This window comes from Sphingobacterium sp. LZ7M1, assembly GCF_024296865.1.
GTDB lineage: Bacteria > Bacteroidota > Bacteroidia > Sphingobacteriales > Sphingobacteriaceae > Sphingobacterium.
The window spans coordinates 344,026-360,585 of the sequence record NZ_CP101134.1; the positions used below are offsets into that span (position 1 = coordinate 344,026).

Genomic DNA, 16,560 nt, shown 5'->3' on the forward strand with positions numbered 1-16,560 from the left:
CAGGCAATTTGCCTGGCTTTCTTTTCTTAGTTACACTTTGATTTATTAATAATTATACCTGTTTCTTATCTCAATACCTCTCTTGCGATGACCAAGCGCTGAATTTCAGAGGTTCCTTCATAGATCTGTGTAATCTTGGCATCTCGCATCAGTCGCTCAACATGGTACTCTTTTACATAGCCATAACCACCATGGATCTGTACAGCTTCCACGGTATGCTTCATGGCCACTTCGGAAGTGTTCAATTTCGCCATGGCAGCGATCTTTCCGTAAGGAAGACCTTGATCCTTGGTCCAGGCAGCTTTATAGGTCAGTAACCTTGCTGCTTCAATATCTACTTCCATATCCGCTAATTTGAACTGAATAGCTTGATGGTCTGAAATAGGTTTGCCGAAGGTCTTTCTTTCCTTAGAATAGGCCAATGCAAGGTCATACGCCCCAGCAGCAATGCCTAAGGCCTGTGCAGCAATACCGATCCGGCCTCCATCCAAGGTTTTCATGGCAAACTTGAATCCGAATCCATCCTCACCGATGCGGTTCTCCTTTGGAACCTTGACATCGGAGAACATTAGGGAATGGGTATCCGAGCTGCGGATTCCCAATTTATTTTCTTTTGGGCCAATGCTAAAACCAGGAGTGCCTTTTTCGACAATGAGTGCATTGATCCCACGATGCCCTAAGTCAGGGTGGGTTTGGGCAATAACAATATAGATATCTGCATTACCACCATTGGTAATCCAGTTTTTTGTACCGTTCAGTAAGTAATGGTCACCTTTATCTTCAGCCATGGTATGTTGAGAGGAGGCATCAGAGCCTGCCTCTGGTTCGGATAGCGCAAAGGCGCCCAGTTTTTCTCCGGAAGCCAAGGGTTTTAGGTATTTCTGCTTTTGTTCCTCGGTTCCGAATTCATTCAATCCGAATAGGACCAGGGAATTGTGGGCCGACATGATCACTGCCGCAGAGGCATCTATCTTGGCGATCTCTTCCAGAGCGAGTACATAAGCGAGCGTATCCATGCCTGCACCGCCATATTGTTCTGGCGTCATGATGCCCATAAAACCTAGTTCGCCCATTTTTTTGACAAACTCGGTCGGGAACTTGGCCAGTTCATCCCTTTCAATTACGCCGGGTTTAAGCTCCTGAGCAAATTCTCGGGCAGCTTCGCGGATCATTTTATGTTCTTCTGATAGTTCGAAATTCATCTCTTTGCTTATAAGGTTATCTCAAATATAATTATATTTTATTATGCAAGCATAATAAAAACTAAAATATTATCCGTGTGGATGAAAAATATTTTATCCTGATAAACCTTTGTTCTGCCTTGAGTGTTATTTAGTTGTGAGCCATAAAAGTAAAATGATTGTAAGAAAAATCTGAAATCAGACCGCTGTATTGCGATTTACAATAAAATCTACTATATTGATAGAGTAAACAATTTCGTTCATTATAAACATTAATAGATATGAGTTTAAGATTAGGTGATGATGCACCAAACTTTCAAGCCAAAACAACAGAGGGTGATATAAATTTCTATGATTATATTGACGGCAAATGGGCTGTCCTGTATTCACACCCTTCAGATTATACACCGGTATGTACCACAGAATTAGGTCGTACGGCAAAATTGAAATCCGAGTTCGACAAGCGTAATGTAAAAGTGTTGGCATTGAGCGTTGACTCCGTTGAGGACCACAATGGTTGGGTAAAAGATATCAATGAAACACAGAATACCCAGGTTAATTTTCCTATCATCGCAGATGAGGACAGACATGTGGCCGAGTTGTACGATATGATCCATCCAAATGCTTCTGCGACAGCTACAGTGCGTTCGGTATTTGTAATTGGGCCAGACAAGAAGGTAAAACTTACCTTGACTTACCCAGCTTCAACAGGAAGGAATTTTGATGAGATCTTGCGCGTAATTGATTCCTTGCAGCTTACTGCAGACTATCAGGTGGCTACTCCAGCGGATTGGAAGGATGGAGAGGATGTAATCGTTGTTCCAGCGATCAAGACTGAGGATATTCCAGCGAAGTTCCCGAAAGGATATAAGGAGATCAAACCTTACTTGAGGACGACTCCGCAACCAAACAAATAAGCCCATCCGGTTTATCTGGACAGGATAATGTATAAGGCCAACTCTAGTTAGTTGGCTTTTTCTTTAAATGGATTTTTCTTTTTTCTAGGTACGATATACGAAGTGATCAGAGCAATAAGGGTCACGAGGCATAGTTGCTTTAAGATAGCTCCATAGTCGAGCTCAAAAGCGCTGTGTGATGACAAGAATTGAAAAACCTGTACAAAGATTGCCAATGCTAGAAAGATGAAAAAATAGGTCCAAAAGGTCCGCATATTCACTTTGTTTTTTTATTAAATATAATGAATAAGATATTTAAAATCAAAGTGATATAATTTTTGATGGGTAGGGTAGGTATAAAAACAGACAAGGTGCTACATGATTGTAACACCTTGCTTCATACAAAAGTCCAATTTATTTTTAATAGACCTTGACCATGTAGATAAAGTCTTGCAACTTTTTGATCTGCTCGGTACGAGGTAAATTTGATAGGCTATTTTTATTGTTCAGAACGATGTTCCCTTTCAGGGATTCTTCTGGGATACGGTTCAATGTTTCGATCAGTGCTTTGGTCTTGATCGCAAAAGCTGCTCCATCGAGACCTTTTTGTTTACCGGAGATAATACCGATGATATTTCCGTTCTTATCAAGGACTGGGCCCCCACTGTTACCTGGGTTTACGGGTACAGAGATTTGATAAGCTGTGGTATCACCGCTGTAACCTGTTGAGGAACTCAAGTAGCCTTCGCCATATACAGCTTCATCCCGTGGATAACCGATGGTGTAGATACCTTCACCAAGATCGGTGTTCTGTCTTCTGAACGTATATGGGATATTTGCCGATTGAGCGATAAAGTTTGAGTCTGAAATATGCAGGATAGCTAAGTCCTTCTCAGAATCCACGAAGATTATGGAAGCCTTATAAGAATCGCCTTTATTGTTTTGTAGGTGGATGGAGTCAGCTCCACTCACGACGTGAAAATTTGTTACTACGTAGCCATCTTTGGTCAGCATAAATCCAGTTGCACCATATTGAAGGGCATCCTGTGGAGCATTGCTTTCCTTGTTGATGTTCCTGATGGCATTGTGGTGAGCATTGACGTTGCGTTTAACGCTATTTATCTCTCTTTTAAGGGCGCTATAGTCCGAGTTGGCTCTACGCAGCGTAGAGAAGTATCCGGTTGAATACAGCGTAGCTAAAGAAGAAAGAACGGCGACAGCAGCTGCTGCCACGGCATTGATCTTTAATTTCTTCCACAAACGAACCACAATAGTTTCGGTAGGCTGTTCCTGGATGGTTTTTTCCAATTGACTTTTAAACTCTGCACGCGCTTCATGGCGCTTCATGGTTTGCACGAATTCAGCATGCGATAGAAAAAGCGCATTCAAATCTGGGTCTTGATCGCACAACAGTTCAAATGATTCCTTTTCTTTAGGATCCATCTGGCCGTTGAGGTAGCGGTCTGCCAATTCTAAAAATTCTTGCTGTCTCATTTCAACTTTTACTAATCAGATTTTTGATCAAAGAAAAGCTTCTTCAATCGTTGTAAACATTTATATTTCTGAGTTTTCGCGTTGTCAGTATTGGTGTATCCAAACTTTTCGCAGATTTCGTTCATCGACTTGTTCCTGATGTAGAAATCCTTTAAGATCGTTTGGCAGGGTTCACCCAGTTGGCTCATTGCACTGTCCATTTTGGAGAAGTCATTTTCTTTCTCGATATGGCTCTGGATGTCGCTTTCCACATCGGCAATTTCTAATCCGTCGGAGTCAGAAGTGCCCATGCTGTTTTCCCTTTTGTTCAGTTGCTTTAACCACAATCTCCTACATACTGCATATAGGAACGTACTTAACTTACTGCTGAGCTCGAAATTCTCATGAGTAACTTTATCGTACAATACCATGACCGCTTCCTGAAAAATATCTTTGGCTTCATCCTCTGTTCCTTTGTTTCCGGTAATAAGGTGGGATACGGAAGGATAGCAGGTTTTATAGATTTCTGAAATTACTGAGTTGTCTCCTTTTCGTAAACCTTCCAGCAATTCCTTGTCCTCACGGGTCTTTGGTAATATTTGTCTTATTTTACTCACTTATTAATACCCTAATTTTCAAATAGTAACCCAAGATTTGTTAAAAATTTTATTATTTGTGATTTCGTTTCCAAACGTAAGAGAATTTTTATGGAATATCAATCCAATTTATAATCTATTGACATTTTTTAAAAATTTGAAGGAATGACAAACTAAAAGACACCTGCCTGTCGGGGGTGTCTTTCATTTATTTGGTTCATGGGGCTTAAATCCCCGCAAATAGATTGTTGTAATACTCACCCAACAAAGGAACCGGTTTCTTGTTGCCATTGGCTGCATTGATAATCCCGATAATCCATAAGATAATCATCAATAACGCCGTTATGGCTGATATAATCCATCCTATAAATGGAATATAGCTCATTACACCGGAAACGAATAATGTCAAAAATATGCCCAATGATTGACGGATATGGTATGTTGCGAAATCATTCCGTTTTTCATTGTTCAATACAAAGGCAATTATAAGACCAATGATTGTTAAATAGGCAATTATGGCAATGTTTTTACCATCATTGATGATGTTGTTACCGCCACTTTCAATCGGAGTTTGTGAATTTTCCATAAGATTAAGGTTATAATTTAGATTAAAAATAAACAAATATTTCAATAAGTTTCTATTCATGTCCTTTAAGGTTCAATTTGCTCACGCTGAAATCGAATGAGGTGATTTCTTTTCATCTTCAAGGATGATTTTTATAAACAAAAGGTTTTGTAGCTTGTTACTCATTAAAATAGGAGAAAGAAGATCATGGAAGAAAAAATTATTCGCTATAAGCATCCTAATGGAGAGATAACGGTGCTTTGGCGGCCTAAGAAATGTATTCATTCGGCGGTATGTATCAATATGTTGCCTCGGGTGTATGATCCGGGAGACCGTCCCTGGGTGAAGCCTGAACATGCAAGTACGCAGGAGCTGATCAATCAGATAGATCGCTGTCCTTCGGGAGCTTTGCAGTATGAATTACATGGGGGTTAGAAAAGGAATTGGCATAAAACAAAAAAGGTATCATGGATTTCATGATACCTTTTGATTTTTTTTGGCGGTCTGGACGGGACTCGAACCCGCGACCCCATGCGTGACAGGCATGTATTCTAACCAGCTGAACTACCAGACCAAAAAAATAAACTTAAAAAGAACAAATGAAAGACTAGCTTCATTTTAATTTTAGCGGTCTGGACGGGACTCGAACCCGCGACCCCATGCGTGACAGGCATGTATTCTAACCAGCTGAACTACCAGACCTAAAATCTCTTAAAATTAAAAAAAGAACTCTTTGAAGCTTCGCTTCTCTTTTTGTTTGCGGTCTGGACGGGACTCGAACCCGCGACCCCATGCGTGACAGGCATGTATTCTAACCAGCTGAACTACCAGACCTTTTTCCTTCTTTTTAGAAGGTGTGCAAATATAGTGTTTATTTCTATATCTGCTAATAAATTTTTGAAAAATCTTACTCTACGGCGCCTTCTTTCATCTTTTCTGCATTCTCAGCAAACTGCAATGCATCTATAATGTCTTGAATATCACCGTCCATAATTGCCGGTAGGTTGTACATCGTCAATCCGATGCGGTGTTCCGTTACACGGCCTTGTGGATAGTTGTATGTACGGATCTTTGCCGAACGGTCACCAGTGGATACCATGGTTTTACGTTTTGCCGCAATATCTCCGTGTTTCTTCTGTACTTCTAGTTCATAAAGCTTGTTACGTAGCATCTCCATGGCTAATTCACGGTTCGCTAACTGCGAACGCTCTACCTGACAAACAACTACGATACCCGATGGTTTGTGTGTCAACTGAACTTTGGTCTCTACCTTGTTCACGTTCTGTCCACCAGCACCTCCTGATCTTGATGTCTGCATTTCGATATCGCCTGGATTCAATTCCACGTCGACCTCTTCTGCCTCTGGTAATACGGCTACCGAAGCTGCGGAAGTATGCACACGACCCTGAGTTTCTGTGTCTGGAACACGTTGAACACGGTGAACACCTGATTCATATTTCAATTGTCCGTAGACATCCTCGCCGATTACTTTTAAGATAACCTCTTTGTAACCACCGGAAGTTCCTTCCGTCACATCCATTACTTCGTTTCTCCAACCTTTGGTTTCAAAGAAACGAGTGTACATACGGTAAAGGTCTCCTGCAAACAGTGCAGCCTCATCACCGCCAGTACCGCCACGGATCTCGATGATGGCATTTTTAGCATCCTCTGGATCCTTAGGGATCAACATTAAGCGGATTTCCTCTTCTTTTTCCTCTTTCTCCGTATATAAGATATCCAGTTCCTCTTTGGCCATCTCTCTCAATTCCTGATCTTTCTCGTTGGCTAGGATATCTTTGTTGGTGTCGATATTGCTGACCATATTTTTGTAAATATGGTATTGCTCAACAATTTTGCCCAAGTCTTTGTATTCCTTGTTCAACTTTGCAAAGCGCTTCATGTCGCTGATGGTATCGGGATTGCTTAACTCTCTTTCAACTTCTTCCCAGCGCTCTTTTATGGCTTGTAGTTTCTCTAACATAAATTACATCTTGCTTTACCGCAGGGCGTTTGAAGACCATACACGGTAATTAATCGACAAAAATAAAGATTTTTATGCGCTTTTAAAGATACTAATGCGAAGAAACTGCTTTTAGCCCAACAATTGACCCGATTAAAGTGATAATAAAGAAGATGCGCCAGAAATCTGTAGGTTCTTTAAAGAAGAAAATACCCATTAAAACCGTACCTACAGCACCGATTCCGGACCATACCGCATAGGCAGTTCCTAAAGGAAGGGTACTGGTTGCTTTGATCAATAAACCCATACTGATAGTTACACTGATCAGAAAGCCTAGGTACCAAAGGTACATTTCAGTTCCAGTAGCATCTTTGGCGCGGCCGATACAATAGGTGAAGGCGACTTCAAATAAACCACCAATTATTAATATTATCCAATTCATTGCTGTATTTTTTTAATGGCGCAAAGGTCTATTTTAATTTAGCCATTTCTTTTTACAATTGTTAAATTTTTATCTTTTTATACCGCGTATACGGCTCAATGTAACTTGGGAGATGCCTAGATAGGAAGCAATATAGCCTAATTTGATCCGGTTAGTGATGTTTGGAGCCTTTTTTAAGAGTTCCTCGTAACTCTCATACGAAGACCTGAAAAGGCGGAGCATCAACCTTTCTTCAATTTTTAAGGCTTCAAGTTCGGCTAAGCGGCGGCCCCAATTGCTGATGGAGGTATGGTTTTGGTAAAGCTCCTGTAGCTTTTGAATGGAGAGACGGTATAATTGGGATTTTTCTAATGTTTGGATGGTCTCATAGCCGGGTTGCTGATGGATATAGCTATTCAAGGACATCAGGACTTCACCGGGAAAGGTAAAACCAAGGATGATTTCCTTTTCTATTTTGTGATAATAGATCCTACAGATCCCTTCTTTCTGGAAATACAGAAAGGGACTGGTTTTATCAGCATAGATTACGGTGCTGTTCTTGGGGACTTCAATCAGTTCACAGATGCCTTCCAATAAGGAAAACTGTTCATCATTCATCGGGTAGATCGAGTTTGCTATTTCTCTGAATTCCATTTTTCAAGTTTAATTTCTTGCCCGTCCCAAACAGCATAAGTATGGTAGTTGATCCATTCGCCTAGGTTAATGATTCGGCTGCTGTTTTTCAATTGAATATCATAGGGTAGATGACGATGTCCAAAAATGAATAAGTCATAATGCTGTTTCTCGAGGATTTCCTTGGCATAAACAATCAGCCACTCATTCTCTTCTCCAAGGAACCTTTCTTCGGCATTATTGGATATGCGGCTATGTTTGGACCAGCGCTGTGCAATCCCGATCCCAAGATTAGGGTGTAGCCGGGCAAACAACCATTGGCAGAGTGAGCTGCGGAATATTTTCTTGAGAAATTTGTATTTCGAATCACCAGGGCCCAATCCGTCGCCGTGGTGGATATAAACGGATTTTCCATTGAGGTTGATGACTTTCTCATTGGATATAATTTCCGCTTTCAGTTCATCTTTTAGGTATCCGAACATCCACATATCGTGGTTGCCCTTAAATAGCGTGATTTTGATGCCCAGATCAGCTAATTCAGCCAATTTCCCCAAAAATCGGATATAGCCTTTTGGTACAACCGTGCTGTATTCAAACCAAAAGTCAAAGATGTCCCCAACTAAATAGAGCTCTGCAGCGTCGGTCTTGATGTAGTCCAGCCATGAAATAATATGCTGTTCCCTAACCTTGGATTGATCCATCGGATAGGAACCTAAGTGGAAATCTGATGCAAAATATATTTTATTGCCTGGGCTCATTCAGGTCAAAACTAGCATAATAATTACGGATTATCAAGACAGGGTAATATTTGGTTTAATGGAATTAAAACCAATATAATGAAGGAAATGGTAGGAAGGGAGAGAAATGAAAAAAGTTTGAACAATAAGTACCGTGATTTCCTTGCTGTCCAAACTGATATTATTAACTGTTTAATCAATGAAAATCTAGTCACGCTAGGTATGCAAATTTCATTTGGATTTGACTTGCAAATTATTTCATTAGTTTTGTGCTGAACTAATTGTACGATCAATATGATGAAATATTTAAGTATTGGCATCCTTGCTGTTGGATTGACAGCTTGCCAACAAGAAAAAGTAATTGAATCAAAAGCAGACATTAGCGTGAAACCCTACCCCAAAACCCAAAAAATAGAACAAAAAGACATTTTCTTTGGAACTGAAGTCGAAGACCCATACCGTTGGTTGGAAGATGATCTTTCCCAGGAAACCAAAAACTGGGTGAAAGAAGAAAATGAGGTAACGGAAGACTACTTAAGCCAAATCCCTTTCCGTGAACAGATCAGAAAACGTCTAGAACACCTTTGGGACTATGAAAAGGTATCCGCACCTTTCAGATCCGGTGACTATATCTATTTTTTCAAAAATGATGGATTGCAAAATCAAAGTGTGTTATATCGCAAAAAAGGTGATGAAGGTAAGGAAGAGGTCTTTTTGGATCCTAATAAACTTTCATCAGATGGCACAACCTCATTAGCGGGACTGTCCTTTAGTAAAGATGGGTCTTTGGTCTCTTATCAGATCTCTGAAGGAGGTTCCGATTGGACCAAGGTCATTATCCTTAATGCGGAAGACAAATCCATTGTAGGAGATACCCTGATGAATGTAAAGTTCAGTGGAATGGCCTGGAAAGGTAATGAAGGAATCTACTATAGCTCTTATGACAAACCAAAAGAAGGCTCTGCATTATCTGCCATGACAGACCAACACAAGTTGTTCTTCCACAAATTAAACACGCCTCAAAACACAGATGAGCTTGTCTTTGGCGGACCGAAAACACCGAGAAGGTATATTGGCGCTGGCCTGACAGAAGATGAACGCTTCTTGGTCGTTACTGCTGCCAACTCAACTTCAGGAAACGAACTCTATATCAAAGACCTTTCAAAACCTGAGTCTCCATTTGTCACCGTAGTAAACAATATGGAGAAAAACCACTATGTCCTGGACAATGATGGCGATCGTCTGTTGATCTATACGGAGTTAAATGCACCCAATGGCCGCATTGTGCAAACAGATATCGCTAATCCAACCCCAGAGGCTTGGAAAGACCTGATTGCTGAAACGGATCAAGTCTTGAGTCCATCAATTGGTGGGGGTAAAATATTTGCCAGCTACCTCAAAGATGCAACGACCCAGTTGAAGCAATACGATAGAGCCGGTAAATTTGAACATGATATTGAATTGCCAGGAGTAGGTTCTGCAGGTGGATTTAGTGCAAAGAAAGAAGAAAACGATCTTTATTATTCTTTCACGAACTATGTTAATCCAGGTACGATCTATAAATACGAAATTGCATCGGGAAAATCAGAGATTTACAAAAAACCTGAGGTCCAATTTGACCCAACCAAATACGAATCCAAGCAGGTGTTTTACACGTCCAAAGATGGAACCAAAGTCCCAATGATCATCACCTATAAAAAAGGAATTAAATTGGATGGAACTAATCCGACCATGTTATATGGTTATGGGGGCTTTAATATCTCCTTGACACCTTCCTTCAGTGTGAGCAATGTCATCCTATTGGAACAAGGCGGCGTCTATGCAGTCGCTAACCTTCGTGGTGGTGGCGAATATGGTGAGAATTGGCACCTAGCAGGGACGAAGCTCAAAAAACAGAATGTTTTTGATGATTTTATTGCTGCAGCAGAATACTTGATCAACGAAAAATACACCTCTTCGGAGAAACTAGCGATCTCTGGAGGATCCAATGGAGGTCTATTGGTTGGTGCATGTATGACCCAAAGACCAGAGCTTTACAAGGTGGCATTTCCAGCGGTAGGCGTTTTGGATATGTTGCGTTATCATAAATTTACTGCCGGTGCAGGTTGGGCATTCGATTATGGAACAGCTGATGATAATGCTGAAATGTTCAATTATCTGTTGAAATATTCTCCTTATCACGCTTTAAAGGCAGGTACTGACTACCCTGCGACGATGGTTACCACAGCCGATCATGATGACCGTGTTGTTCCAGCACATTCCTTCAAGTTTGCAGCCAGACTGCAGGAATACAACAAAGGATCCAATCCAGTATTGATCAGGATTGATACAAAAGCTGGCCATGGAGCAGGTAAGTCAACTGCCATGGTCATTGCTGAACAGACCGATAAATGGTCCTTTATGTTCCAGAACATGAAGCAGGGCTATAAGGAAGTTAAATAAATGAAAGAGGCTCGGAATTGTTTCCGAGCCTCTTTTTATTAGGTGTTGATACCTTATTTTTTAATCAATTTATAATAGTACTTCACGTTGGCATAGGCAAGGGTATCCGAAGTTTCGGTCATATCATCCTTACTCGGGAAATGATAGGTATTTCCCCAAAAGAAATCCTTGTCAGAAACGAGTCCTTCACTCCGATTATCTAGATAGAAAGAAGATTCTTTTCGTTTTTTAATCAAGCGACTATAATTGCTCTCATAAATGATTTCTTCTTTGGTACTTGGGTAAGTTCCGTAGTATTGCCAAAAATCAGCATAAATATTCCATCGGAATAAGGAGTCCTTTTCACCGACCTTGAATCCAAAGACATTACTCTCATATTCATTGGGAAATTCAGTCAATGTATCTCTTCGTACCATCAATGAATCATATTTGAAATAGGAAAGCTTGTTCTCTTTCCCAAAAGAGGTCGTAAAATAAGTGTTAGGATCGAAACCTTCGGATTTATCTACAGCCCCTTCCTTGGACCCAACATACAATTTGGCATTGACGAGTTCAAATCGATCAAACTTATAAATCATGGGTTTGTTTGGATCCTCCTTGTCATCTGGATCAATGGGATCCTTGGTACAGGAATAGCTAAATAATAACGAGAGAATAATTAGCAGGGAATTCTTAATGTTAAGTGTAAATTTCATAGCATCTTGGTAATAATAGGATATGCAACAAATTTAGAAAGATTATTTATCAAAGAGAAATATTAGCCATTTGAATTTCGTTGGAATTCTCAAAAAATGCGTATATCAAAAAAAGAAGCTATCTGTTTCAGATAGCTTCTTTTTCTAAATTAAAATATCTTCCGACTCATAATGAGTTGGATAGGGGTATATGCTCTGTGTTCTTACCAGAATTATTTCACCCAAGTAGGTTCACCTTTTTTCATTTTCTCCAAGGTTGCTTGGTATTCAGCCTTACTGCCTTCATCCACTGCAGCAATAGCTTTCTCCTGCCATTCGATAGCTTCTTTCGTTTTTCCTACTTTGTGCAATAGGTTGGCGTAAGTATCCATTAATGCTGGATCATTTGCTTCTTCAAGGGATTTCTTGCTCCATGCTAAAGCCGATTCAACACAGGAAGGATCATCACAGTTCTCAAATATGGCCCAAGCAAACGAATTCAATTGTGATGCATTTACTTTAGAAGGGTCAAGGTTGATATAGGCTTGAACAGCATCCCTGAATGCTGGCCAATTTTGCTTTCTGGCATAGTAGTTAGGTTTGAAGCTGGCAATAGAATTCGTTAAAGAAATCGTTGGATACTTCTTGCTCACTTCCTCTACCGTTTTATCAAAGATATCAGTTTCTGACTTCATTACCACTGGAGCTATCTCTGAATTGATAATGGATACCGAAAGGATTTGGTCTGTTTTTCCAGCGCCTAATTTAGCATCAACTTTCTCTTTGTTTTCCAGAAGGGTATTGAATGCTTTAGATCCTGGTTTACCCACGTTTTTGCTGATCAATTTCAGAACATCGTCTTCCATTAATTCCTCTGCTGTAGAGTTGTTGATGACACTTTCAACAGCTTTGGCGGTCAATTCTCGGTCATAGGCCTTTACTGCTGCTGCAGCCATTGATTTAGCGGTAGCTTTATCATTGGGTTTGTCATTGAATTTCTTAACCAATGTTTCGTATTGCGTGTTTGGATCTAGACCTTCTTTTGCAGCTGCAATGAATTGGTCTGCCTCACCACCACCAACAATGCGGTGTACCAATTCGCCATCCGGACTGAAGATCAGGAAGGTTGGGTATGCCGCAACTTTATAATCTTTTGCAAAGCGTTTCGCTTCTTCGCGCCATGATTTAACATCCTCATTATCCGCTGGCGTTTCATCCATTTGGATTTTCAGGTTCACAAAATTCTCATTAAAGAAGGAACCTACCTTTTCTTGAGGAAAGATATTGGCAGCCATCCATTTACACGGTCCACACCATGTCGTAAAGGCATCAACAAATATATGCTTGTTCTCTGCTTTGGCTTTTTCTTTCACTTTGGCCCAAGTCGTGTTGTGCTCAAAGGAAATTCCTTTCTCTTGGCCGATTGCCAAAAAAGGAAGAGTGAATAACAATAATATTAACTTTTTCATAATCAGTGTTTATTACATATTGTGGAATTGTAAAAACTAAGTTAATTATTTAAATGAAAAAGTCCCGATTTTTATCGGGACTTTTGATATTTTATTTAAGATTAAATACCTAATTGTTTCTGCATGTTTTTATCCAATGCTTTCTTATGAACCAATAAAGAAATTGTTTTGTAGCGAACAAATTCTTTCGTTGCGTAAAGGTATCCTTGGTAATCATTGGAAACTCCCCATGAGTTTTTCACGATATAGTATTCTTTTCCGTTTTGATCCTTCACTTTACCTACGATATGCATACCGTGGTCATCAGTCGTTTCGTAGTTGTCAAAAGCCTCTTGTCTTTGGTCTGCTGTGATAGCTGGTTCAGCTTTAGGACCATTGAACAATTGATCTACTTCCTCTTTGCTCATTTTCTCGATCGGTTTCTCCGGTACGAAAGCAACCCCGTTCTTCCAGCTGAATGTTTTCTCAGAAACATCCGTAGCCCAAGCTACAGTGAATCCTTTTTCTAAGGCTTTGTCGATGATATCTGTTAGATCATTGATCTTCACATTATAAAAACTCTCAAACGACCAGTTGTCTGGAATCAAAAGGACAAATGGTTTATAGTAGGCATGTTCCTCAAATGAAGAGATCCCTACGTAGTCGTCAGGATTGATGCCGATTACTTGGTCAGCAAATGTTCTTGGCGTATATGTTTTTCCTTTGTATTGGAATGATTCTGGAACTTCCCCTAAGTAAGAGTCCATGGCACCGGTAAATGCGCTCATCCAGTTTTTTGAAGGTTTCTTGCTTTTTGCAACTGTCTCCGTGATGGATTGCAAGATTGGACTCATCTCACTGAAGTTGTTTCTTGATTGTCCCTCTGGCAGTCCTGTATATACATCATAAGGTACAGCACCGTATTTTCTGAAGATCGTCAATACATCATGCAATTGTCCACCATCACCTTGCGCTTGCTCACCATGTAGACGAACGAAGTTCTTCGCTTTTTCAACATATGTATTGCGTGCTGTATACAATTGGGAGATTTCAACGGGGTCTTTACCCATACGGATCATTTCTGACTCTAGGAATGAGTTTCCTGAGTATGACCAACAGGTCCCTGATGATCCCTGATCTTTAATTGAAGTCCTTCCTAAGTTGATGACTTCTGTGAACTTAAACCCTTCCTTGCTATTGTCGCTTGCATTTCCTTTTAGGGCATTTATTAGATTGTCTTGAGCTTGTACTTGTGTAGCAGCAAAGAACGCTGCTGCAATTAGAATAGATTTACTCCAATTCATATGATTTGTGTGTTTTTTTAATTGTGCACGAATTTATTAATTATAAACCGCGAACAAGGGTAGATTTTGTAAAAATATTAGCACAAATATTTCAATAGGATTAAGATTAGCTTCCTATAAAAAGAAACGGGCTGGTGTTATCACCAGCCCGTTTCTAAATTCTTTATGCTTTATCAAAATCCTGCTTCTTCGGAAAGGCTAAGGATGCAATGATACTTAGTGCTAGTATTCCTATAATGACGATCAGGGAATGCGAAGTCGTAAAGCCCCATTCTTTCAGGTAACTGTGCAACAACATTTTCAGACCGATGAAGATCAATAGGAATGCTAATCCGACTTTCAAATAATGGAACTTGTGGATAATGTTTACCAATAAGAAGAACATTGACCTTAATCCCAGGATCGCAAAGATATTGGAGAAGAATACAATATAAGGGTCTTTCGTTACCGAGAAGATCGCAGGGATCGAGTCAACTGCAAAGATCAAATCGGTAAACTCGATCACCAAAAGGACCAAGAACAAAGGTGTCATGTATTTTTCGCCATTTTCAATATGGAAGAACCTTCCTTGATCTAACTTATGGGTTACTTTAAAGTGTTTTGAAGCAAATTTTACCACAGGGTGGTTCTCCGGATCAACCTCTTCCTCTTTGTTTCGGTTGATGTACATATTAAATCCAGTATAAACCAGAAATGCACCGAATACATAAAGGATCCATCCAAATTTGGTGATCAAGGCTGCACCTACGAAAATAAAGATACAACGCATGATAATCGCCCCTAGGATACCCCATACCAATACTTTATGATAGTATTTCTCAGGAATACCAAATGAACTGAACAAAAGAACCATAACAAAGATGTTGTCAACGGAAAGGGCATATTCAACCACATAACCGGTCAGGTATTCCAGGGTCAGGTTCTTGTTGTAGATATGAATACTGCCCGCTAGGTCGTTTTCATTAATGGTAATGTTATGGAAATGGTTTGCGACGACTTCCTTGAGTCGAGCCATGTCATGAACATTGTGGAGTTCATTCCCCCAATAATACAGGAGCAAGCCAAACAAGAGGGCAAAGGTTACCCAGATGGCACTCATGATTGCTGCAACTTTTAACGATACTGGTTTGTCACTTTTGGAAAATAGACCTAAATCTATCGCTAGCATCAGAATTATAAATATTATAAATCCGATCATAAAAAGTGCTTCGTGGCTCATATTCTATTTTTTTCTTTCTGTAGTGTAACGTACTAATTGTTCTAATCCTAATTTATATTCTCCGCCGTTCGGGATGGTATCTAAGATATCAAAAGCTTCCTGCTGATATTTCAGCATTTGCTCCGTAGCATAGTCCAACCCACCGTTGATCTTGACGAAATTGATGACTTCAGCCACTTTTTGCGCATCTTCATTATGATGCTTCACTAAGTTGATGATCTTCCTTTTCTGCGCCTTATCAACGACAGAAAGGGCATGGATCAAAGGCAAGGTCATTTTCTTTTCCTTGATGTCGTTACCAACCGGCTTTCCGACATCATCCAAACCAAAATCAAACAGATCATCCTTGATTTGGAAAGCTATTCCAACCTTTTCGCCGAACAAGCGTAGCTTTTCAATGGTTTCTGGATTGGCTCCAGCTGATGAAGCACCGATGGCACAACAGGAAGCAATCAAAGAAGCCGTCTTTTTACGGATAATGTCATAATAGATTCCCTCTTCAATATCCAGGTGCCTTGCTTTCTCAATCTGCAGCAATTCTCCCTCGCTCATTTGCTCCACAGCTTCCGAGGCCAGGCGCAACAGGTCATGTTCCTTATGCTTTACCGATAACAATAAACCCTTGGAAAGCAAAAAATCGCCAACCAATACAGCAACCTTGTTCTTCCATAGGGCATTGATCGAGAAAAATCCACGTCTCTCATTGGAATTGTCCACTACATCATCATGAACCAAGGAAGCAGTATGAAGTAATTCTACCAACGAGGCACCATGATAGGTGGATTCGGTAATACCTCCGGTCAATCCAGCTGAAAAGAAAACAAACATAGGTCGCATCTGTTTTCCCTTTTGCTTAATAATATAACGTGTAATACGGTCTAACAGCGGGGCGGAACTCTGCATAGATGCCTTGAAGGTCTTTTCAAAGCGTTTGAGATGTTCTTTTATAGGAAGTTGTATTTCGTCTAATGTTAACATGTAGTGGGTATAAGACCTTCAGGTCAAACTGAA

General features: G+C 40.2%; 16 protein-coding genes and 3 tRNA genes. 3 read left to right on the top strand and 16 right to left on the bottom strand.

All coding sequences use genetic code 11. The features are described from left to right. Positions 1 to 65: 65 nt before the first annotated feature. Positions 66 to 1,202 (bottom strand): acyl-CoA dehydrogenase, encoded by a 1,137-nt coding sequence (locus NMK93_RS01480; protein ID WP_254526578.1) that lies wholly within the window; start codon positions 1,200 to 1,202, stop codon positions 66 to 68. 260 nt (positions 1,203 to 1,462) lie between these two features. Between NMK93_RS01480 and NMK93_RS01485 the strand changes: the two genes are divergently transcribed. Continuing rightward, positions 1,463 to 2,098, top strand: a complete 636-nt coding sequence (locus tag NMK93_RS01485; protein ID WP_185211376.1) for a peroxiredoxin — start codon at positions 1,463 to 1,465, stop codon at positions 2,096 to 2,098. Between the two features lie 399 nt (positions 2,099 to 2,497). On the opposite strand, the gene NMK93_RS01490 is transcribed toward NMK93_RS01485, so the two are convergent. The 3 genes from NMK93_RS01490 to NMK93_RS01500 all read right to left on the bottom strand — a co-directional run bounded on the left by NMK93_RS01490 (position 2,498) and on the right by NMK93_RS01500 (position 4,732). Continuing rightward, positions 2,498 to 3,571: a S1C family serine protease gene (locus NMK93_RS01490; RefSeq protein ID WP_185211375.1), complete on the bottom strand. Its 1,074-nt coding sequence runs from the start codon at positions 3,569 to 3,571 to the stop codon at positions 2,498 to 2,500. Between the two features lie 11 nt (positions 3,572 to 3,582). Then, positions 3,583 to 4,167, bottom strand: coding sequence for an RNA polymerase sigma factor (locus tag NMK93_RS01495; RefSeq protein WP_185211374.1), 585 nt, complete (start codon positions 4,165 to 4,167; stop codon positions 3,583 to 3,585). Positions 4,168 to 4,372: 205 nt separating this feature from the next. Then, positions 4,373 to 4,732: a DUF4870 domain-containing protein gene (locus tag NMK93_RS01500; protein WP_254526577.1), complete on the bottom strand. Its 360-nt coding sequence runs from the start codon at positions 4,730 to 4,732 to the stop codon at positions 4,373 to 4,375. Between the two features lie 186 nt (positions 4,733 to 4,918). On the opposite strand from NMK93_RS01500, the gene NMK93_RS19770 reads away from it, so the two are divergent. Beyond that, positions 4,919 to 5,146 (top strand): (4Fe-4S)-binding protein, encoded by a 228-nt coding sequence (locus tag NMK93_RS19770; protein WP_185211372.1) that lies wholly within the window; start codon positions 4,919 to 4,921, stop codon positions 5,144 to 5,146. A 62-nt stretch (positions 5,147 to 5,208) separates the two neighbouring features. On the opposite strand, the gene NMK93_RS01505 is transcribed toward NMK93_RS19770, so the two are convergent. The 7 genes from NMK93_RS01505 to NMK93_RS01535 all read right to left on the bottom strand — a co-directional run bounded on the left by NMK93_RS01505 (position 5,209) and on the right by NMK93_RS01535 (position 8,483). Next, positions 5,209 to 5,285: transfer RNA gene (locus tag NMK93_RS01505), tRNA-Asp, on the bottom strand. Positions 5,286 to 5,339: 54 nt separating this feature from the next. Next, positions 5,340 to 5,413, bottom strand: a tRNA-Asp gene (locus NMK93_RS01510). A 58-nt stretch (positions 5,414 to 5,471) separates the two neighbouring features. Beyond that, positions 5,472 to 5,545 (bottom strand) — tRNA-Asp (locus tag NMK93_RS01515). 73 nt (positions 5,546 to 5,618) lie between these two features. Beyond that, complete coding sequence (prfA, locus tag NMK93_RS01520; protein WP_093100683.1) at positions 5,619 to 6,692, bottom strand: peptide chain release factor 1; 1,074 nt, start codon at positions 6,690 to 6,692, stop codon at positions 5,619 to 5,621. A 91-nt stretch (positions 6,693 to 6,783) separates the two neighbouring features. Further along, positions 6,784 to 7,113: a multidrug efflux SMR transporter gene (locus NMK93_RS01525; protein ID WP_185211371.1), complete on the bottom strand. Its 330-nt coding sequence runs from the start codon at positions 7,111 to 7,113 to the stop codon at positions 6,784 to 6,786. Positions 7,114 to 7,182: 69 nt separating this feature from the next. Further along, complete coding sequence (locus NMK93_RS01530) at positions 7,183 to 7,746, bottom strand: Crp/Fnr family transcriptional regulator (RefSeq protein ID WP_254526576.1); 564 nt, start codon at positions 7,744 to 7,746, stop codon at positions 7,183 to 7,185. Next, positions 7,728 to 8,483 (bottom strand): UDP-2,3-diacylglucosamine diphosphatase, encoded by a 756-nt coding sequence (locus tag NMK93_RS01535; RefSeq protein WP_254526575.1) that lies wholly within the window; start codon positions 8,481 to 8,483, stop codon positions 7,728 to 7,730. Before NMK93_RS01535 ends, NMK93_RS01530 begins: the two co-directional genes overlap by 19 nt. Positions 8,484 to 8,756: 273 nt before the next feature. Between NMK93_RS01535 and NMK93_RS01540 the strand changes: the two genes are divergently transcribed. Next, positions 8,757 to 10,904 carry a prolyl oligopeptidase family protein gene (locus NMK93_RS01540; protein WP_254526574.1) on the top strand — a complete coding sequence of 716 codons (2,148 nt, stop codon included), beginning with the start codon at positions 8,757 to 8,759 and terminating at the stop codon, positions 10,902 to 10,904. Positions 10,905 to 10,957: 53 nt separating this feature from the next. On the opposite strand, the gene NMK93_RS01545 is transcribed toward NMK93_RS01540, so the two are convergent. The 5 genes from NMK93_RS01545 to NMK93_RS01565 all read right to left on the bottom strand — a co-directional run bounded on the left by NMK93_RS01545 (position 10,958) and on the right by NMK93_RS01565 (position 16,527). After that, entirely contained in the window at positions 10,958 to 11,599 is a 642-nt protein-coding gene (locus NMK93_RS01545) for a hypothetical protein (protein ID WP_254526573.1), read from the bottom strand. Positions 11,600 to 11,811: 212 nt separating this feature from the next. Further along, a complete protein-coding gene (locus tag NMK93_RS01550) occupies positions 11,812 to 13,047 on the bottom strand; it encodes a thioredoxin fold domain-containing protein (RefSeq protein WP_237235539.1) in 1,236 nt (411 codons plus the stop codon). Positions 13,048 to 13,148: 101 nt separating this feature from the next. Further along, positions 13,149 to 14,330, bottom strand: a complete 1,182-nt coding sequence (locus tag NMK93_RS01555) for an aminopeptidase C (RefSeq protein WP_185211366.1) — start codon at positions 14,328 to 14,330, stop codon at positions 13,149 to 13,151. A 163-nt stretch (positions 14,331 to 14,493) separates the two neighbouring features. After that, positions 14,494 to 15,549 (bottom strand): TerC family protein, encoded by a 1,056-nt coding sequence (locus NMK93_RS01560; protein WP_185211365.1) that lies wholly within the window; start codon positions 15,547 to 15,549, stop codon positions 14,494 to 14,496. A 3-nt stretch (positions 15,550 to 15,552) separates the two neighbouring features. Continuing rightward, the gene (locus tag NMK93_RS01565; RefSeq protein WP_185211364.1) at positions 15,553 to 16,527 is read right to left on the bottom strand and encodes a polyprenyl synthetase family protein; all 975 of its coding nucleotides are present in this window, start codon (positions 16,525 to 16,527) and stop codon (positions 15,553 to 15,555) included. Between the last annotated feature and the right edge of the window lie 33 nt (positions 16,528 to 16,560).